Annotated in this window: 16 protein-coding genes and 1 tRNA gene; 1 reads left to right on the top strand and 16 read right to left on the bottom strand. The window is 36.8% G+C overall.

The window, feature by feature from the left end; genetic code table 11:
- Nucleotides 1–46: 46 nt before the first annotated feature.
- Nucleotides 47–1,384, top strand: coding sequence for a sodium-dependent transporter (locus MKD52_RS01045; RefSeq protein WP_242098951.1), 1,338 nt, complete (start codon nucleotides 47–49; stop codon nucleotides 1,382–1,384).
- Between the two features lie 4 nt (nucleotides 1,385–1,388).
- On the opposite strand, the gene MKD52_RS01040 is transcribed toward MKD52_RS01045, so the two are convergent.
- The 16 genes from MKD52_RS01040 to MKD52_RS00965 all read right to left on the bottom strand — a co-directional run bounded on the left by MKD52_RS01040 (nucleotide 1,389) and on the right by MKD52_RS00965 (nucleotide 19,675).
- Entirely contained in the window at nucleotides 1,389–1,715 is a 327-nt protein-coding gene (locus MKD52_RS01040; protein ID WP_112057050.1) for a hypothetical protein, read from the bottom strand.
- 44 nt (nucleotides 1,716–1,759) lie between these two features.
- Nucleotides 1,760–1,975 (bottom strand): DUF3343 domain-containing protein, encoded by a 216-nt coding sequence (locus tag MKD52_RS01035; protein ID WP_242098950.1) that lies wholly within the window; start codon nucleotides 1,973–1,975, stop codon nucleotides 1,760–1,762.
- 11 nt (nucleotides 1,976–1,986) lie between these two features.
- Nucleotides 1,987–3,186, bottom strand: coding sequence for an aminotransferase class V-fold PLP-dependent enzyme (locus MKD52_RS01030; RefSeq protein WP_242098949.1), 1,200 nt, complete (start codon nucleotides 3,184–3,186; stop codon nucleotides 1,987–1,989).
- Nucleotides 3,161–3,379: a sulfurtransferase TusA family protein gene (locus MKD52_RS01025; RefSeq protein ID WP_242098948.1), complete on the bottom strand. Its 219-nt coding sequence runs from the start codon at nucleotides 3,377–3,379 to the stop codon at nucleotides 3,161–3,163. The genes MKD52_RS01030 and MKD52_RS01025 overlap by 26 nt, the downstream gene beginning before the upstream one ends.
- A gap of 1 nt (nucleotide 3,380) precedes the next feature.
- Nucleotides 3,381–4,439: a YedE family putative selenium transporter gene (gene yedE / locus MKD52_RS01020; protein ID WP_242098947.1), complete on the bottom strand. Its 1,059-nt coding sequence runs from the start codon at nucleotides 4,437–4,439 to the stop codon at nucleotides 3,381–3,383.
- Between the two features lie 401 nt (nucleotides 4,440–4,840).
- Nucleotides 4,841–6,922 carry an elongation factor G gene (gene fusA, locus MKD52_RS01015; protein ID WP_112057045.1) on the bottom strand — a complete coding sequence of 694 codons (2,082 nt, stop codon included), beginning with the start codon at nucleotides 6,920–6,922 and terminating at the stop codon, nucleotides 4,841–4,843.
- A gap of 80 nt (nucleotides 6,923–7,002) precedes the next feature.
- Entirely contained in the window at nucleotides 7,003–7,470 is a 468-nt protein-coding gene (gene rpsG, locus MKD52_RS01010; RefSeq protein WP_006655945.1) for a 30S ribosomal protein S7, read from the bottom strand.
- Between the two features lie 12 nt (nucleotides 7,471–7,482).
- On the bottom strand, nucleotides 7,483–7,872 hold the full coding sequence (gene rpsL, locus MKD52_RS01005; RefSeq protein ID WP_005021361.1) for a 30S ribosomal protein S12: 390 nt from the start codon (nucleotides 7,870–7,872) through the stop codon (nucleotides 7,483–7,485).
- 99 nt (nucleotides 7,873–7,971) lie between these two features.
- On the bottom strand, nucleotides 7,972–16,617 hold the full coding sequence (locus tag MKD52_RS01000; RefSeq protein ID WP_242098946.1) for a DNA-directed RNA polymerase subunit beta/beta': 8,646 nt from the start codon (nucleotides 16,615–16,617) through the stop codon (nucleotides 7,972–7,974).
- Nucleotides 16,618–16,695: 78 nt separating this feature from the next.
- Nucleotides 16,696–17,070 carry a 50S ribosomal protein L7/L12 gene (gene rplL, locus MKD52_RS00995; protein ID WP_112057042.1) on the bottom strand — a complete coding sequence of 125 codons (375 nt, stop codon included), beginning with the start codon at nucleotides 17,068–17,070 and terminating at the stop codon, nucleotides 16,696–16,698.
- Nucleotides 17,071–17,094: 24 nt separating this feature from the next.
- A complete protein-coding gene (rplJ, locus tag MKD52_RS00990; RefSeq protein WP_112057041.1) occupies nucleotides 17,095–17,577 on the bottom strand; it encodes a 50S ribosomal protein L10 in 483 nt (160 codons plus the stop codon).
- A 90-nt stretch (nucleotides 17,578–17,667) separates the two neighbouring features.
- A complete protein-coding gene (gene rplA / locus MKD52_RS00985; protein ID WP_112057040.1) occupies nucleotides 17,668–18,372 on the bottom strand; it encodes a 50S ribosomal protein L1 in 705 nt (234 codons plus the stop codon).
- A 23-nt stretch (nucleotides 18,373–18,395) separates the two neighbouring features.
- Complete coding sequence (rplK, locus tag MKD52_RS00980) at nucleotides 18,396–18,821, bottom strand: 50S ribosomal protein L11 (protein ID WP_006655951.1); 426 nt, start codon at nucleotides 18,819–18,821, stop codon at nucleotides 18,396–18,398.
- Nucleotides 18,822–18,843: 22 nt separating this feature from the next.
- A complete protein-coding gene (nusG, locus tag MKD52_RS00975) occupies nucleotides 18,844–19,368 on the bottom strand; it encodes a transcription termination/antitermination protein NusG (protein WP_181566537.1) in 525 nt (174 codons plus the stop codon).
- Between the two features lie 22 nt (nucleotides 19,369–19,390).
- Nucleotides 19,391–19,570, bottom strand: coding sequence for a preprotein translocase subunit SecE (gene secE / locus MKD52_RS00970; protein ID WP_112057038.1), 180 nt, complete (start codon nucleotides 19,568–19,570; stop codon nucleotides 19,391–19,393).
- A 29-nt stretch (nucleotides 19,571–19,599) separates the two neighbouring features.
- Nucleotides 19,600–19,675 (bottom strand) — tRNA-Trp (locus MKD52_RS00965).
- Nucleotides 19,676–19,688: the final 13 nt, after the last annotated feature.

Raw genomic sequence — 19,688 nt, 5'->3', positions numbered from 1 at the left:
AAAGTTTTTTGTTAAGATATACTTATTTATTTTACAAGGCAGTATGATGACTCGTTTTTCAAAAATTGGTTTTATTTTAGCAACAGCAGGAAGTGCCATTGGCTTAGGTGGTATTTGGAAATTCCCTTACATGGTCGGAGAAAGTGGCGGTGGTGCCTTTGTGCTAATATTTATCATAGCGTTTTTGGTATTTGGACTTAGCGTTTTTATTGCTGAAATGATTTTAGGTAGGGCAAGTGAGCGAGATTGTTTTAGCGCCTTTGAAACCCTTGCACCCAAAGGACACAAATACCTTAAATACGGCGGAATAATGGTTTTTTCAGGCTTGGTAATTTTTTCATTTTATGTAGTTGTTTTAGGTTGGCTTACACACTATATGATGCTAAGTCTAATTGGATTGCCCAAAACGCTTGAAGCTACACAAAATCTTTGGGGAAATTTCGTAAGCACTCAAGTAGGTTATCAACTTTTATGGCATTTTGTTATAGTCGCACTTTGTGCCTATGTCTTAAATCAAGGAGTAAAAAAAGGAATTGAGAAACTTAATCTCATTCTTATGCCTTTATTGTTAATTATATTTATTGGACTTTTGGGCTATGCGATATATCAAGATTCATTTTGGGCTTCTTTTAATTTTTTATTTGCACCAGATTTTAGCAAACTCACACCCAAAGTTATTGTTGATGCAATTGGACAAGCATTTTTTGCTCTCTCTTTAGGAGTTGGCGTGATTCTTACTTACTCCAACTCATTACCTAAAAAAGGTAATTTTATCCGATCTGCCATCATCATAGCCTTACTTAATTTTGTTTTTTGTATTGTCGCAGGACTTGTAATCTTTACTTTCATTTTTGGCTATGGGGCAACGCCAGATAGCGGACCTGGATTAGTCTTTATCTCACTACCACTTATTTTTGCTAATATGGGCTTAAGCGGACAAATTATTGCATTTCTCTTTTTTATTGCTTTGATTTTTGCTGGGATTACTTCAGCTATCTCTATGCTTGAACCACTTAATGCATGGCTTATTGACCGCTTTTCTTTCTCTCGAACCAAAGCAAATCTCACAACTATTAGCATCACATATATCTTAGGAGTAATACTTCTATTTAGCAACATTGCAATCTATCAAGAAAACTTGAGCTTTTTTGGTAAAAATTTATTTGGTTGGTTTGATTATATTAGTGCATCTTATATGCTACCCCTAGCTGGAGTATTCTTATGTATCTTTGTGGGTTGGATACTTCCAAAATCACAAGTCTATGCAATGTGTGAAGGAAATCTCACTGGAAAAATCTTTAAAATATGGTATTTTATTATTAAGTTTATCGCACCTGTTGGAATTATAGTTTCTATGATAACTCTAGCTATTGAAGGCTTATAACAAACTATTCTGCTTCAAAGATTCCATTTTGGATACTTCTTTGAAGCTCTTGAGCTTTTTTGAGCAATTCTTGTTGATCTTTTTTTGAATCATTTTCTTTGGGTGTATCTATTTCTTTTGTTTGCGAATTGATTGAATTTTTATTTGGATTCTTATCAACAACTCCCATTTTTACAAAAGTATCTTCATAGTTTTTACCACCTTTTTTTACACGAATATAAACCTGCCCACTTGCTTGATCATACAAATAAGTATCATCCAAATCATTAAACATTACCCAAGGTTGTGCTTTTAAACTATAAGCCATAAGAAGAATCAAAAATATTTTCATACCCCTCCTTTTGTGCTTAGAATTTTATCCAAAACAAGCCAATTTTATAGCAATTTTATTTCATATTCTATTTTAGAGACATCAAGCTTTTCTTGTAAGGTTGCAACACTTTCTACTTCAAAATATATTGCAATCCCACAATCACTAGAAAACTCCCTTGGGGTAGGAACAAGTTTAAAATGAATTTTTGTAGTTTTTAGTAACATTTCCGTTTCAAATGCACTTGCAGTGGTAAAAAAAATCAAATAGCCACAAATCATTCTATAAACCTTTAGCTTTTAGCAATCTTACTTAGAGCTGCAAGGAAAGATTCTATCTCGCTATGTGTATTAAACACCCCAGCACTCACTCTCACACTTCCACCATTTTCAAAACTACCTAGTATCTTATGTGTTGCAGGATTACAATGCAATCCAATACGCACACAGATTCCAAACTCCCTATCAAGTCTCAAACCCACTTCTGAAACACTTTTGCCATCAACGCTTAATGAAAGCGTTGCATTAGCTCCTAGTCCCTCCAAACTCTCACTAACTCCATAAAGTCTCACGCCCTTTATATTTTTAAGCCCTTTTATGAGATGATTCCTTAAATTTAATTCATGTGTATGAATTGCTGCTATACCTTTGGCATTTATCCATTCTATCCCTGCACACATTCCTGCAATTCCATGCATATTTGGTGTGCCACTTTCAAATCTATCGGGCAAAAATAGTGGCTGAATCTCCTCTTCACTCGCGCTACCTGTGCCACCAAAAATAAGTGGTTCTAACCACTGTATTTCAAAGCTATCACTAACTAATAGCGCTCCTACACCCATAGGAGACAAAAGTCCTTTATGTGCGCTCAAAGCCAAAAAATCAACCTGCTCCATTACATCAGACATTTCCACACACCCAACACTCTGCGCTCCATCTAGCAAAAATGCCACACCTTCACTTCGAGCCAATGCGCTAAGCTCTCTAAGAGGTATCATCACGCCACTAACATTGTTAATATGCGCACACGCTAGAAGATTAGCACCCTTTAATAACTCTCTAGCTACTTTTAAATCCAATTCACAAGATGGTGTGCATGGAATCTGTCGTATTTCAAGATTCAAATACTCTTTTAGAGCATTAAGGGGACGCATTAAAGCATTATGTTCCATTTGTGTGGTTACCACCACACTATTAGGTCGCAAAAACCCTTGCAAAACAACATTAATTGCCATTGTGGTATTATGCACAAAAAACACTCTTTTGCAATCTTTTAAGCCCAATAAATCTGCCAAAAGTCGTCGCGATTGATATAAAATCCTCCCTGATTGTATAGAAAGCATATGGGCGCTACGCCCAGGACTAGCCCCTATATCCTCCATAAAAGCACACACAGCCTCCTTTACTCTAGGTGCTTTAGGGAAGCTTGTTGCTGCATTATCTAAATAGATTCTATGATTCACACTCTCACCCAGGCTTTTTGTATAACTCATAGACAATCTCACCTTGAACTTCAGAGATTTTTTTCACCTCATAACCATAATGACTTGCCATTCGCCGAATATTATCACTCGCAGCACCGCAACTACAAAGCACCCTAATAGATTCTTCACCTTGTTCACACAAAGGTTTTAAGTTTAGCACAGGCTCTGGGCAACTAAGCCCCCTAACATCAAGCTCCTTCATTTTATCTCCTCTCTCTTGCAAAAATCGCAACAAGCAAACAAAATACAATCCCTACAAAAACTGCAATTGGTGCATTTACTCCAATTCCAGCAGGTGAGCTTGCAAGTCCAAAATTATGTGTAAATGCCGCCCCCATAAGCAATCCAAACACAAATACACCTGCATCGCTATCACCCTCACCACTTAACACAAGTTGCCTACCTGGACAACCACCTGCTAAACTAAAGGCAAATCCAGAAAGTAACATTCCAAGGAAATTCCACACCCATTCATTATGAGCGATAGGCTGCCCACTAAATCCCGGATTAAAATACCCCAACGCTAGATTAGTTAAAAACGCTGCAATTACAAGTGCAATCACACCTTGTAAAATATGCGTATCTTTCAATAACACACTATCACGCACTGCAGCAATCATACAAAATCGGCTTTTTTGAAATATTGCACCCAAAAATAATCCTGCTATAAGTGAAATAATAAGTGGTGCGTGTTGTGAAGCAGGACCTTTTTGTGAAAATTTAATGGGAGCTTCTACATCTAGCAAACCCCAAATTAATAATCCAAAAAGCCCTACCATAAAAAGTGGGAAAATAAAGCCCACAATTTTGCTAGTGGCGTAGGATCGCCCAAGTGAAAAGCCACGCTTGAGAAAAAAGATACCAATTAATATCCCACACACAAGTCCAAAAATACCCGCTATGGAAGTAAAATCCCCTGCGCTAAATCTAAGCCACATTCTCCAAGGACAGCCCAAGAATACTAATGCTCCAATCATAGCAAAAACACCGAGCATAAAACGCACCACAGGCGCACTTCCAGCGCGTGGGCGAAACTCCCCAAATGCAAAAGATGCCACAAGAGCACCAATCACAAGCCCAATAATTTCAGGGCGAATATACTGCACTACAGCGGCTTGATGAAGATTTAATCCCCCAGCAATATCTCGCGTAAAACACGCAGCACATACACCCATATTACCCGGATTCCCTAAAGAAACCAAAAGAGGCGCAATTACACCCAATGCTATGCCCGCCAAAATAGGCCAAACTGCTAATCGCATACAAACTCCTAGAAATAATACAACAATAAATTTAAACAGCCTTATAAGTAATAAAAGAAGAACTGTGTGCTTAATCCTTAAGCCAAAATAAAGCATAATCGTAATGTAAAATGACTTAAAAAAATATAAAACAAATTTTAAAAAATTTCTACTTTAGGCATTTGTTTTTTATGATGGATTTTAAAAGATTGCATTTTTTAACTTAAATTTATGGAATGGTAGTAATAGTAAAGATTTAGTAGAAAAAAGTTTCACAGCAATTTTATTTGATTTTAGATAAAAAGCCAAATCAATTAATATAAGAATAAAATTTCTTAAAAATTTTATTACTATAGACTAGAAGCTTTATATTTGAAGATTTTAATTTTAAAAAACACTTATTTTGGTTAAGCCCCTAGAGCTTAACCATTTCTTTTTTCCATAATTTCTTTAGAAATATTGCTTGGCACTTCACCATAGTGATCAAATTCCATAGTGTAAGTTCCACGCCCTTGAGTAGCTGAACGCAAATCAGTAGAATAACCAAACATCTCGGCTAATGGAACAAAAGCATTGACAATTTTTAATCCCATTCTGTCATCCATTGAGTTGATTTGACCTCTTCTGCGGTTTAAATCACCAATAACATCACCCATATACTCTTCAGGCACTTCAACTTCCACTTTCATCATTGGCTCTAATAAAACCGCCCCTGCCTTGCGACAAGCATCTTTAAACGCCATAGAACCTGCAATTTTAAACGCCATTTCTGAAGAATCCACATCGTGATAGCTACCATCAAAAAGAGTAACTTTAAAATCCACAACTGGGTAACCTGCCAAAACACCATTTTGCATAGCTTCTTGAATACCTTTATCAACAGCTGGAATATATTCTTTAGGAATTACACCACCTGAAATATTATTTACAAATTCATAACCTTTGCCTGGCTCTTGTGGTTCTAAGCGGATAAATACATGTCCATATTGTCCCCTACCACCAGATTGCTTGGCATACTTACATTCTTGCTCAACACTTTGGCGAATTGTTTCGCGGAATGCAACTTGAGGTTGTCCTACCTCTGCTTCTACTTTAAACTCACGCTTTAATCTATCGACGATAATCTCTAGGTGCAATTCTCCCATACCAGAAATAATAGTTTGCCCCGATTCTTCATCTGTATGAACTCTAAAGCTCGGATCCTCTTCTGCAAGCTTTGCCAAGGCTAAAGCCATTTTTTCTTGATCTGCTTTTGTTTTTGGCTCTACTGCAATAGAAATAACTGGATCTGGGAATTCCATTCTCTCTAAAATAACAGGCTCTTTTTCAGAGCAAAGTGTATCCCCTGTCAAAGTCTCTTTTAAACCAACAAAAGCACAAATTTCCCCTGCATACACTTCTTTAATATCCTCGCGCTTATTGGAATGCATTTTCAACAATCTTCCAACACGCTCTTTTTTGCCTTTTGTAGAGTTAAGCACATAGCTTCCTGATTCCAAACTTCCACGATAAACGCGAACGAAAGTCAATTGCCCCACAAATGGATCTGTCATAATTTTGAATGCCAATCCTGCAAACTCACCGTCATCAGTTGATTTTACGCTTACTTCTTTTTCCTCATCTTTTGCATCAACACCGCGAATATCTGCAACTTCAGTTGGGGCTGGAAGATAGTCGATAACAGCATCTAGCAAGGTTTGAACTCCTTTGTTTTTAAAGCTAGAACCACAAAGCATAGGAATAATTTCCATTGCCAAACAACCTTTTTTAATCGCAGCTTTAATCTCTTCAACGCTTAGCTCTTCACCACCAAGATATTTTTCCATCAAAGCTTCATCTTGTTCAGCAGCAAATTCCACCATTTTTTCGCGATATTCATTGGCTTTTTCTACTAACTCTGCAGGAATTTCTTCAATGTCATACTTAGCACCCATTGATTCATCATTCCATACGATTGCCTTCATTTGAATAAGATCAACAACTCCCTTAAAGGTATCTTCCGCACCAATTGGAATCACAAGTGGAACTGGACGCGCTTTAAGTCTTGTAGCAATTTGTGATTCTACATTATAGAAGTTCGCACCAATTCTGTCCATTTTATTAACAAAAACGATTCTTGGAACACCATATTTATTAGCTTGCCTCCACACAGTTTCGCTTTGTGGTTGCACACCACCTACTGAACAAAATACCGCTACAGCACCATCTAAGACACGCATTGACCTTTCTACTTCAATAGTAAAATCCACGTGTCCGGGAGTGTCAATCAAGTTAATTTGATAATCTTTCCAAAAACAAGTTGTCGCAGCAGAAGTAATTGTAATACCTCTTTCTTTCTCTTGCTCCATCCAATCCATTGTAGCAGCACCATCATGCACCTCACCGATCTTGTGGCTAACACCTGTATAAAACAAGATTCTCTCTGAAGTTGTCGTTTTACCTGCATCAATGTGAGCTGCAATACCAATATTTCTAATTCTATTTAATGGGGTTTTTCTTGCCATTTTATAATCCTTTGGGATAACATATTTTTTATAAAGAAATTGCAGAAATCTTAGAAGGAAGATCCCTTCTAGATATTAAACTACCAACGATAATGTGCAAATGCCTTATTAGCCTCTGCCATTTTATGCACATCTTCTTTTTTCTTAAAAGCCGCTCCTCTTTCGTTAGCAGCATCAATAAGCTCATTTGCTAAGCGCTCAATCATTGTTCTTTCATTTCTCTTGCGTGCTGAATCAAGCAACCAACGAATCGACAAAGATTGTTGTCTTGCAGGCCTTACTTCTACGGGCACTTGGTAAGTAGCACCACCTACACGACGACTTCTTACTTCCACTAAAGGCTTAACTTTTTCTAACGCTTTTTCAAAAGTTTCAATGCCTTTTTCTTTTGTTTTTTCTTCAATTTTGTCAAAAGTTGCATAAATGATTTTTTCTGCAACACTCTTCTTACCATCATACATCATTTTGTTGATGAATTTTGTTACAACAATATTATTATAAATTGGATCGCCCAAAACTTCTCTTTGAGGAGCTTTTCTTCTTCTCATCTTTTACCTCACTTATTTCTTAGAATCGCCAGATTTAGCTTTTTTAGCACCATACTTACTGCGTGAAACTGTTCGCTTTGCTACACCTGCAGTATCTAATGCACCACGGATAATGTGATACTTTACGCCCGGTAAGTCCTTTACCCTACCACCACGGATTAACACAATAGAGTGCTCTTGAAGATTATGCCCTTCTCCAGGGATATAACTAATTACTTCAAAACCACTTGTTAATCTAACTTTAGCTACTTTTCTCAAAGCTGAGTTAGGCTTTTTAGGTGTCGTGGTATAAACACGGGTGCAAACTCCTCTTCTTTGAGGACAAACTACCAAAGCTGGAGACTTTGATTTCTTAATAACTTTCTTTCGTTCTTTTCTAATCAACTGGTTAATAGTTGGCACTTTGCATTCCTTCTTTCATAAATAATTTCAATAGAGAAAATGAAGCGGATTATATTCAAATCACACTTTACTTTTGCTTAAATTAAGGTTGCAATAACCTTAATTCTCCTTAATTTTCACCTTTTTACCTTTATAGATTCCCGTTCCTACAGGTATCATACGACCCAATACGATATTTTCTTTAAGATCTTCTAAGTGGTCAATTTTAGCTGCAATACTTGCTTCAGTCAAGACTTTAGTGGTCTCTTGGAATGAAGCTGCTGAAATCACTGAATCACTACCAATTGCTGCTCTTGTGATTCCTAACAAGACTGGCTCGGCAATTGCAGGGATACCACCCATTTTAATGATTCTTGCGTTTTCTTCTCTAAAATGACGCTTACTAACCAAATCACCCTCAATGAATTTCGTATTTCCACTATCGTAGATTCGAACTTGTCTCAACATTTGTGAAACAATAATCTCAATGTGCTTATCTGCAATACTTACCCCTTGGCGTCGATACACTTGTTGAACTTCGCTTACAATATATTTATAAAGTTCTTTCTCTCCACCAATTCGCAAAATATCTTGACTTGCAACTACACCATCTGTAATTGCCTCTCCTGCATGCACAAATTCTCCCTCATGCACCAAAATCTGCTTAGACTTATCAATCAGGTATTCCACCATTCTTCCATCATTAGCAGTTACAATAATTCTTTCTTTGCCCCTTACTGGCTTACCAAAGCTTACAATACCATCAATCTCTGCTAACACAGCTGGATCTTTTGGTTTTCTTGCTTCAAAGAGCTCAGAAACCCTTGGAAGACCCCCAGTAATGTCTTTTGACTTAACTAAGGCTTTTGGTGTTTTAGCCAAAATATCTGCCATTTCCACTTTTGCTCCATCAGCAACAAAAATAGCAGTTTTAGGATCTAGCGAATAACGAATCAAGCCACCTTTTGCTGTTGATAAAACCAAAGTTGGCTTATACGCGCTAGAAACATATTCATTAACCACTAATCTTGTCTGACCTGTTAATTCATCAGTTTGCTCTGAAACAGTAAGCCCAGGAATAATATCCTCAAACTTAATCGTTCCTGCTTCTTCTGAAATAATTGGATTAGAATACGGATCCCAATCTGCAATCACAACTTGCTCATCGCTTTCTGGACTTGCAATGAGTGTATTTTTTCCGACCTTTTGATTGTCTTCTATCTCAATAATCGAATCTCTTGCAATATAGTGTCGCGCTGCTTCTTGATCGTATTCATCAGCAATCACTGCAAACACGCCCTTCTCGGTAATCTTTTCGCCTTTTTTCAAAGCTCTATAGCGCTCTAAGTGATCGCCTTGCAAGTAATAATACTTCACAATTCCCTCTTCTTTAGCATAGATTTTTTGAGTAATTGGCGCATTATCCTCAACTTTTAATTCACTAGCATAAGAAATACGATTAGGAATATTCCAGCTATCTTTGATAATATCCACAATACTTCCCTCGTCTCTCACATAATGCCCACTTGGATAAGGAATATAGAATTTACCTTCAATTTTTCCTGTTACCCCTGCTAGCTCATTTGGTTTTGCCACATCGCTTTTTCGGAGTGTGAATTTAGCAGTCTCATCTTTGCCCACAACAGAAATAATCACTTCATCATGCACAATATCAACTCTCAACTCACCCTCAAATGGAGCTTTGATTTTTGGCTCTACTAGCAAGATTGCTGCATTTCTTCGGTTAGAGATAATTCGCTTTCCTTCTCTGTTTTTATAAGTTTTAACATTATAATAACGAATAAATCCCTCTTTATCTGCAACAACTTGGCGCTCTTCTTGGCTTCTGCTTGCTGTTCCACCAATGTGGAATGTCCTTAGCGTAAGCTGCGTTCCAGGCTCACCAATAGATTGTGCAGCCACAACACCCACTGCCTCTCCCACTTTAGAGATTCTTGCTTCACCAAGATTAAGTCCATAACATTTAGCACATACACCTTTTTCGGCTTTACAAGTTACAGGGGTGCGGATAATAACAGATTTAACACCCGCTTCTTTAACTTTTCTAGCCCTCTCTTCATCAATTAATGTGCCCTCACTGATTAAAACTTCATTAGTAATTGGATCAATGATATTTTCAGCTATCACACGCCCAAAAATTCTTTCATCAAGGGACTCAATAAGCTCACTACCCACAGTGATATCCGTGATCTCAACGCCCTCATTAGTTCCACAATCATCCATTACAATCTTAACATTTTGGCTTACATCAATAAGTTTTCTTGTAAGATAACCAGCATTTGCCGTCTTAAGCGCGGTATCTGCAAGACCTTTTCTTGCTCCGTGTGTTGAAATAAAGTATTCTAACACATTCAAACCTTCTTTGAAGTTTGAAGTAATTGGAGTTTCAATAATAGTTCCATCTGGTTTTGCCATCAAACCACGCATTGCAGAAAGCTGTCTAATCTGCCCTGCACTACCTCTAGCTCCAGAATCAGCCATCATATAAATCGAGTTAAATCCAGATTTATCGCTTTCAATGAGCTTCATCATCTCATTTCCTAGCGCATTATTAGTGTCTGTCCAAACATCAATAATCTTGTTATAGCGCTCTTGTTCGGTCAATAAACCTGCACCAAATTGTGCTTGAATATCTTTAACCTTTTTCTTAGCGCCTTCAATAACTTTGTTTTTGTTATTTGGCACAATAATATCATCTGCAGAGATAGAAATACCTGCTCTTGTTGCATATTTAAATCCTAGATTCTTAAGATTATCCAAAAATCCAGCCGTTACTCCAACTCCACCCTCTTTATAAACATAATCAATCAAAGTTGCAATATCTTTTTTCTTTAAGATTTTATTCCATAAGTGCATTGGAACAAAATCTGGTAAAATAGACTTAAGAATCATTCTACCAATAGTTGTATTAATGATTCTATCTTCTACAAACACTCTTACTTTAGAGCTAATTTCTACCACTCCTGATTCTAATGCAATATGAATTTGATCAATATTAGAGAATAGCTTATGCTCTCCTTTAGAACCATCTTTTTCCAATGAAAGATAATAAAGCCCCAAAACCATATCTTGGCTAGGGACAGTTACCGCCTTACCACTTGCAGGAAGCAAAATATTCATTGAACTAAGCATTAAAAGCTTACACTCCGTAATAGCTTCTTGAGAAAGTGGCACATGCACTGCCATCTGGTCGCCATCAAAGTCCGCGTTAAAGGCTGCACAAACTAATGGATGCAACTGAATTGCTTTACCATCAATCAATTTAGGATGGAAAGCCTGAATGGATTGCTTATGCAAAGTTGGCGCACGATTGAGCATAATTGGGTAATCTGCAACTATCTCTTGCAAACACTCCCACACCTCATTACTTTTGCGCTCAATCATCTTCTTGGCTTGTTTAAGTGTTGTTGCATAACCCTTTTCTTCAAGTTTTGCCAAGATATGTGGTTTAAATAATTCCAAAGCCATATTTTTAGGTAACCCACATTGATCCATTCGCAAATTTGGACCCACAACAATAACAGAACGCCCTGAGAAATCCACACGCTTTCCAAGTAGATTCTGACGGAATCGACCTTGTTTTCCTTTAATAATTTCAGAAAGTGATTTAAGTGGGCGCTTATTTGCTCCTTTAACCGCATTTGCATTGCGACCATTATCAAAGAGTGCATCAACTGCTTCTTGCAACATTCTTTTTTCGTTGCGCACAATAATTTCTGGCGCATCAAGCTCAATTAAGCGTTTCAAGCGTTGATTACGATTAATCACTCTACGATACAAGTCATTTACATCGCTCACGGCAAATTTACCGCCATCAAGCGCTACTAAAGGACGCAAATCAGGTGGCAACACCGGAAGAACGGTTAGCATCATCCACTCTGGGCGATTCTGCCCACCAGAAACCACAAAGCTTTCTACCACTTTTAAACGCTTAATGATTGTTTTCTTTTTGGCTTCAGAATTAGTTGTTTTAATCGCTTCTTTTAGTTCTGCAATCAAATCCACCAAGTCAATACCCTCTAAAAGATCTTTCACAGCTTCTCCACCCATTTGCGCTACAAATCCTGTGTGGTCAAATCTTTGTGAAAGATTTTGGTATTGCTCTTCATTTAAGACATCATATTTAGCAACAGGCTTTGTGCCTTCATTGTCATAATAAGCCTCTCCTGGTTGCTTAACGATATAAGCTTCATAATACAATACACGCTCTAAATCTTTCATCTTCACACCCAAAAGTGTTCCGATTCTGCTTGGCAAGGAATTAACATACCAAATGTGTGCCACTGGTGTTACTAACTCAATATGTCCCATTCTAGATCGGCGCACCTTAGAGCTTGTTACCTCTACACCACATTTTTCACAAACAATTCCTTTGTAACGCATCTTCTTGTATTTACCACAAAGACATTCATAATCCCTCACCGGACCAAAAATCTTAGCGCAGAATAAGCCGTCGCGCTCTGGCTTTAATGTGCGGTAGTTAATTGTTTCAGGTTTTTTAACCTCTCCATAACTCCAACTGCGAATCTTCTCTGGACTAGCCAAAAGAAGCTGAAAAGCATTGAAATCACTTGGGCGATTGTCTTCTTTAATCACAATAGGCTCACTTATGCCCTCTTGGTTATCTGCAAACACATTTACATCCAAAGCCAAGCTTTGTAACTCTTTGGTTAAAACATAGAAAGTCTCTGGAATCTCAGATTCTTTAACCGCCTCACCTCTTGTAATAGCTTTATAAGCTTTCACACGCCCTTCTACATCATCTGATTTGATAGTTAGCATTTCTTTGAGTGTGTGTGCTGCGCCATAGGCTTCCAATGCCCACACTTCCATTTCCCCAAATCTTTGCCCACCAAAGAGCGCTTTACCACCAACTGGTTGTTGTGTTACAAGACTATAAGGTCCTGTGCTTCTTGCATGCACCTTTTCATCAACAAGATGGTGGAGTTTGAGCATATACATATACCCTACATTCACTCTCTCCATCATTTTTTCACCAGTTCTACCATCATAAAGCTCAGTTTTTCCATCTGTATCAATCTTGGCTAAATTGAATAATTTTTCAAATTCTTGAGCATTAACACCTTCAAAAACAGGAGTAGCAAACTTCACTCCCTTGCTCCAATCTCTCGCATAAGTAAGCAACGTTTCATCGCTTAATGTTGTTAAGAATTCTTTGGTTTCTTTCATTCCTGAAACTTCAGCGATTTCTTGCATTTTTCCTCTTAGTTGGCTTATCCATTGACTTTTTTCTTGCTCAAAAACACCCGCAATTTGCTCACCTAATTTTTTACCCACTAAGCCCAAATGCACTTCTAGAATCTGTCCTATGTTCATACGACTAGGAACACCAAGTGGATTAAGAACAATTTCTACTGGACGCCCATCTTTAGTATAAGGCATATCAACTTCTGGGACAATATTTGAAACAATCCCTTTGTTTCCGTGTCTTCCCGCCATTTTATCGCCCACTTTCAGTTTGCGTTTAGTGGCTACATAAATCTTAACAAGCTTTACAACTCCACTTGGCAGAATATCATCTTTTTCAATAATAGAAAGCTTTTCTTCATGCTCTTCGCTAAGATTTTTCTTTTGCTCTAAGAAATTGGCTTTGAGCATATCATATTGACTTTGAATCTCTTTAGCATAACCTTTGATAATTGTTCCCATCGCAAAACGATTCACATTCTCTAGCTCTTCTTTAGGAATCACACTCCCTTTTTTATATTCTTTATCACCCACTTTTACATCAGCGACAAGCTTTTCTTTAGCTAGAATAGATCCAATTCTCAAGCTTTCTTCGCGGTCAAGCATTAATAATTTATCGTGGTGCTCTAAATCCAATCGCGCTTTTTCTTCCTCATAAGCTATAACAGCACGCTTGTCTTTATCATAACCCTTTTTAGTAAAGATTTTAACATCAATCACCGTTCCCTCTAAGCTTGGAGGACAATAAAGGGATTTATTAACCACATGCCCTGCTTTTTCCCCAAAAATAGCTCTTAATAGCCTTTCTTCTGGAGTTGGCTTCACCTCACCTTTTGGAGAAGCTTTCCCCACTAAAATCATACCGCCTGTTACATAAGTCCCAATTTTAACAATTCCACTCTCATCAAGATGAGCTAATTCTTCTTCGCGAATATTTGGAATATCTCGAGTAATCTCTTCAACACCATGTTTTAACTCTCTTGCTTCAATCTCTTTTTCATAGATATGAATTGAAGTAAAGGCATCGTTGCGAATAAGCTTCTCGCTAACAACAATCGCATCTTCAAAGTTATAACCATTCCAAGGCATAAAAGCAACACGGATATTTTTACCCAATGCAAGCTCACCTTGATCCATATTAGGACCATCTGCAATCACATCTCCACTCTCAATCACATCCCCTGCTTTTACAATAGGCTTTTGAGAGAAAGAAGTATTTTGGTTAGTTCTTAGATTTTTTTGAAGTGAATAATGATCAATAAAAGCACCATTATCATCTTCACCTAGGATATAAATATTTTTTGCATCCACTTTTTCCACAACACCACCGCGTGTAGCTTTAAGAGATTCCCAAGAATCCCGTGATACAATCTTTTCAATTCCTGTTCCAACTACTGGAGCATCAGGACAAAGCAAAGGCACCGCTTGGCGTTGCATGTTTGAACCCATCAAGGCGCGGTTAGCATCATCGTGCTCCAAAAATGGAATCAAACTTGCCGCAACCCCTACTACCATTCTTGGACTAAGGTCAATTAGCTCAACTTTGGAAGATTCCATAAGGATAATCTCTCCATCTTTTCGCACCTCAATAATATCTTCTTTAATCATATTGTCATTAGTTAAAATCGTGCTTGCAGGCGCGATCACCGCCCCTTCTTCTTGAGTAGCAGTTAAATACACAATTTCATCTGTAACTTTTTTATCTACAACCTTGCGATAAGGCGCTTCAATAAAGCCAAGCTCATTAACCTTTGCATAAGTAGAAAGCGTATTAATCAAACCAATGTTTTGACCCTCTGGAGTTTCAATCGGACAGATTCTGCCATAATGCGTTGGATGAACATCACGCACTTCAAATCCTGCACGCTCTTTAACCAAACCACCCTCTCCAAGTGCAGATAAACGCCTTTTATGAGTTACTTCAGAGAGTGGATTAGTTTGATCCATAAATTGAGAAAGTTGCCCACCTGTAAAAAATTCCAAAATCGTGCTTGTAATCATTTTAGAATTTACCAAATCATGTGGCATAAGCTCTTCTAAACCGCTACTGATAGTTGAGAGTTTATCGCGAATGGCTTTTTGCATTTTAACCAATCCTGTATGCAATTCATTTGCCAAAAGCTCCCCAATAGCACGGATTCTACGATTCCCTAAATGATCTCTATCATCAATTCTGCCTTGACCATTTTTCACATGAATGAGATAGCGGACAGTCTTGATAATATCTTCATGAGTGAGAACCGTAACATAATCAGGCACAGAAATATCAAGCTTATGATTCATTTTCATACGCCCAACTCTTGTCAAATCATAGCGCTCAGGATCAAAGAATAATTGTTGCACAAATTGTTTAGCAGCTTCTTTAGTAACAGGCTCTCCAGGACGCATTACTTTATAAATACGAATGGTCGCCAAATCATTTTCATTATCAATTTTTTCAGTTTGCTTAAGAAGCTTTAATGATTCTGCATCGGCAATAAAAGCATTAATAATAGAAGAATCCACTCCATTGGCTAAATCATTAGCCACCACAAACTCATTAATTCCCATTTCTGCAAGTTTTTTAAGCTTAGAATCATCCATCAAAGTTAAAGTATCAAAAATAACTTCACCACTTTCTTTGTCAATGATAGGCTCAGCCAAATAACGTTCAATCAAAGTTTCAACTGGATATTCAATCATATTGACTTTTTCTTCTTTTAACGCTTTAGCTTTTTTAGCAGTTAATCGCTTCCCAGCAGCAAGAATCAATTTTCCTTTAGAATCTTTAATATCAAAATCCACGCGTCCAATAAATTCTTCGGGGTCAAAAGCGATAAAATATTTTCCACCCTTAGCTTTAATGCTCAAAGAAGGGTAGAACATTTTTAAAATATCTTGCTTAGAATATCCCAAGGCTCTAAAAAGAATCGTTACAGGAATCTTTCTCCTTTTATTAACACGCACAAAAAGTGTATCTTTTGCATCATATTCAAAATACAACCAAGAACCTCTATCAGGAATGATTTGTCCTGTATAAACAAGCTTATTAGAAGTTGTTGAAGATTCTTCTTCTTTAAAAATAACACCAGGGCTTCTGTGAAGTTGATTAACTACTACCCTTTCCACACCATTAATAATAAAACTTGTTCTATCTGTCATTAATGGGATCTCGCGAACAAAAATATTTTGCTCTTTAATATCTTTAATACCTAGCTTTTCGCCCGTCTTTTCATCTCTCTCCCAAAGCACCAAGCGTATTTTTATTTTCAAAGGAATTGAATAAGTTAAACCTCTCTCCATAGCCTCTCTTACGGTATATCGTGGCTTCCCATATTCACAACCCGCATACTCTAAACTAATTCTATTTTGAGTATCATGAATAGGAAAAATAGACTTAAAAACTTTTTCAATACCAGATTCATTATTTTCTTTTGATTGCAAAAAAGCTTCATAGCTACTTCTTTGTAGTTGCAACAAATTTGGAACTGCTATATTTTGCGGAATCTTAGTAAAATCAACTCTTAATCTATTTCCGGATTTTAAATTTACTGGCATAATCGTTACCTTTTATTAATGTAGAATTTTGGAAGAAAAATGAAAAATTTAGAGGGGAAAAATCCCCCCTCTCTTGAATTATTTAATTTCGACTTTAGCACCAGCCTCTTCAAATTTTGCTTTCATAGCTTCAGCATCTTCTTTTTTAACACCTTCTTTAACGGTGAATGGAGTTTTCTCAACTGCATCTTTTGCTTCTTTTAAGCCAAGACCTGTTATTTCTCTTACAACTTTGATAACATTGATTTTCTTATCACCGCTATCTGCAAGAATAACATCAAATTCTGTTTTTTCCTCTGCAGCAGCACCAGCACCACCAGCAACTGCACCTGCAACAACAGTTGGCGCAGCAGAAACACCAAATTTCTCTTCAAAAGCTTTTACAAGCTCTGAAAGTTCCATAACAGAAAGATTACCAATATACTCTAATACATCCTCTTTTGAAATTGCCATAATTTATCTCCTTAAATTTATTAATTATTCACCTTCTTTTTGTTTGCGTAAGTTATCCAACCCTGTAACAAAGTATCTTGCAGGCGCAGTCCAAACAGACAGCAACATACCAATAAGCTCTTCTTTTGAAGGTAGTTTTGAAACTGCTTCGATATGTTTTGAATCAACCAACTCTCCTTCAAAGTAACCAGATTTGATCACTAATTTTCCGCCCACAGAGTTTGAAAATTTGCAAACTACTTTTGACAAAGAAATCTGATCTTCACTCCAAAGAAAAATATTATTTTCTTTTAGCTCCAAACCTTCAACATTAGAATTCTTTAATGCAATAGAAGCTAGAGTATTTTTAACGACTTGCACTTTTGCATTTTGAGCTCTCATTTCTGCTCTTAGAACTTCTAATTCCTTAACCGTAAGTCCTTTATAATCACAAACGATGATTGCATTTGAAGCTTGAAATTCGGCACTTAAACTTTCAATTAAAGCGTTTTTTTCTACTTTTGTCATTTTAACCTCCTTTCCGACGAAAGACTTATATAGGGTAATTTTTAAGCAAAGCCCCTATAGTCATTAGTCTAAGATAAAAACAAGAATAAATTATTTCATATCAATGAGTTCTTGCACATCAAGTTTAAGTGATGGACTCATTGTTAGCGATAAAGTTGCATTTTTAATATATTTACCCTTAGCTGTTGCTGGTTTTTGCTTATTGATATTTCTAACAAGCGCAATGATATTCTCTTCTAGTTTTTTTGCATCAAAGCTAACCTTTCCAACAGGTGCGTGGATAATACCTTTTTTATCTACACGATAATTAACTTGACCGCTCTTAGCATTGCTCACTGCTTTTGAAACTTCCATAGTTACTGTTCCAGTTTTGGGGTTTGGCATTAATCCCTTTGGACCTAAAATTCGACCAACTTTTCCTACTAAAGCCATCATATCTGGAGTAGCAATCACCATATCAAAATTGATTTCACCACCTTTGATTTGCTCTGCTAAATCCTCATCACCTACAACATCAGCTCCTGCTGCTTTTGCTTCATCAGCTTTTACGCCTTTTGCAAAAACTGCTACTCGAACATTTTTTCCTGTTCCATTAGGCAATACAACAGCACCACGAATCATTTGATCGGCATGTCTAGGATCAACTCCCAAACTCAACGCAATCTCAACGGTTTCATCAAATTTAGCAGATGCTAAAGACTTCACTGTTGCAGAAGCGGTTGTAATATCGTATATCTTTTTACAATCTACCTTTTCTAGTAGTTTTTGCATTCTTTTAGTAATTTTTTTTGCCATATTTTATACTCCAACGCGTCTTATTAATCTACAACTTCAATGCCCATACTTCGAGCACTTCCTTCAACAATTTTAATTGCTGCTTCTTCTGAATTTGCATTCAAATCATCCATCTTTGTTTTAACAATCTCTAAAACTTGTGCTTTAGTTAATTTTCCAACTTTATTTTTTAAAGGATTATCAGAACCTTTCTGGATTCCTGCTGCTTTTTTAATTAAATCTGTAACAGGTGGTTTTTTGGTTACAAATGTAAAGCTTTTATCTTGATAAACAGTGATTAACACAGGAATATTAAAATCTCCCATATCTTTCGTTTTTTCATTGAATGCTTTACAAAATTCCATAATATTAACACCACGCTGTCCTAGAGCTGGACCAACAGGAGGAGATGGATTTGCTTTGCCCGCAGGGATTTGAAGCTTAAGTTCGCCAATGATTTTCTTTGCCATAACTTATCCTTGTTTTTAGTAATTAAACTATTTTTTCCACTTGTGAATAAAGTATTTCAATAGGGGTGCTTCTACCAAAAATAGAAACATTTAATTTGAGTTTTCTATGCTCCATATCATATTCTTCAACTGTTCCAGTGAAGTTTGCAAAAGGACCTTCAATGATTCTAACAACTTCTCCCGCTTCAAAAATAACTTTTGGTTTAGGAGCAGCACGATTTTGAACTTTTTCAATAATATGATTAATATCTGCTTCACTCAATGGAGTTGGCTTTTTAGCCTCACCAATAAAACGACTAACTTTCGGTAAAGATTGAATTTTATGCCATAATGCTGTATCAAGATCAACTTTTACAAAAACATATCCGGGGTAAAGACTTCTTTCGCTTATCTTTTTTTTGTTATTTTTTACTTCAATAATATCTTCAGTTGGAACAACAATATCAGTGATTCTCTCTTCTAAGTGATGTTCTCTTACAAGATTTTCAATCCCACGCTTTACTGCTTGCTCACTACCAAAATATGTTTGAATCGCATACCAATACAACGCCATAGACAAATCCTAAAAATTATAAAATACTTGAAACAAAACTACCAAGAATGAAATCAACTAATGCCAAGAATAAAGCAACTATTGTTACAACGATGACCACAGAAATAAATGCATTTCTCACTTGTTCTTTTGTGGGGAAAATAACTTTTGATAACTCTTCTCTTGATAATTTATAATAACTAATTAGTTTTTTCATTTCTTTGATTGTCTCTCTTTATTACAAAATGGCAGGCCAGGAGGGACTCGAACCCCCAACACTCGGTTTTGGAGACCGACGCTCTACCATTGGAGCTACTGACCTACAAAAGCTAAAA

Origin of the sequence: Helicobacter sp. CaF467b (assembly GCF_022664765.1) — a bacterium.
In the GTDB taxonomy this organism is placed as follows: domain Bacteria; phylum Campylobacterota; class Campylobacteria; order Campylobacterales; family Helicobacteraceae; genus Helicobacter_D; species Helicobacter_D colisuis.
Note: the sequence above shows the minus strand (reverse complement) of the source record. Positions and strands in the feature narration are given on the sequence as shown.

Bases quoted from the DNA above. Each gene is read 5' to 3' on its own strand.
- MKD52_RS01045 (WP_242098951.1), top strand. From the start codon at position 47: ATGACTCGTTTTTCAAAAATTGGTTTTATTTTAGCAACAGCAGGAAGT.
- MKD52_RS01040 (WP_112057050.1), bottom strand. From the start codon at position 1,715: ATGAAAATATTTTTGATTCTTCTTATGGCTTATAGTTTAAAAGCACAA.
- MKD52_RS01035 (WP_242098950.1), bottom strand. From the start codon at position 1,975: ATGATTTGTGGCTATTTGATTTTTTTTACCACTGCAAGTGCATTTGAA.
- MKD52_RS01030 (WP_242098949.1), bottom strand. From the start codon at position 3,186: ATGAGTTATACAAAAAGCCTGGGTGAGAGTGTGAATCATAGAATCTAT.
- MKD52_RS01025 (WP_242098948.1), bottom strand. From the start codon at position 3,379: ATGAAGGAGCTTGATGTTAGGGGGCTTAGTTGCCCAGAGCCTGTGCTA.
- yedE (WP_242098947.1), bottom strand. From the start codon at position 4,439: ATGCGATTAGCAGTTTGGCCTATTTTGGCGGGCATAGCATTGGGTGTA.
- fusA (WP_112057045.1), bottom strand. From the start codon at position 6,922: ATGGCAAGAAAAACCCCATTAAATAGAATTAGAAATATTGGTATTGCA.
- rpsG (WP_006655945.1), bottom strand. From the start codon at position 7,470: ATGAGAAGAAGAAAAGCTCCTCAAAGAGAAGTTTTGGGCGATCCAATT.
- MKD52_RS01000 (WP_242098946.1), bottom strand. From the start codon at position 16,617: ATGCCAGTAAATTTAAAATCCGGAAATAGATTAAGAGTTGATTTTACT.
- rplL (WP_112057042.1), bottom strand. From the start codon at position 17,070: ATGGCAATTTCAAAAGAGGATGTATTAGAGTATATTGGTAATCTTTCT.
- rplJ (WP_112057041.1), bottom strand. From the start codon at position 17,577: ATGACAAAAGTAGAAAAAAACGCTTTAATTGAAAGTTTAAGTGCCGAA.
- rplA (WP_112057040.1), bottom strand. From the start codon at position 18,372: ATGGCAAAAAAAATTACTAAAAGAATGCAAAAACTACTAGAAAAGGTA.
- rplK (WP_006655951.1), bottom strand. From the start codon at position 18,821: ATGGCAAAGAAAATCATTGGCGAACTTAAGCTTCAAATCCCTGCGGGC.
- secE (WP_112057038.1), bottom strand. From the start codon at position 19,570: ATGAAAAAACTAATTAGTTATTATAAATTATCAAGAGAAGAGTTATCA.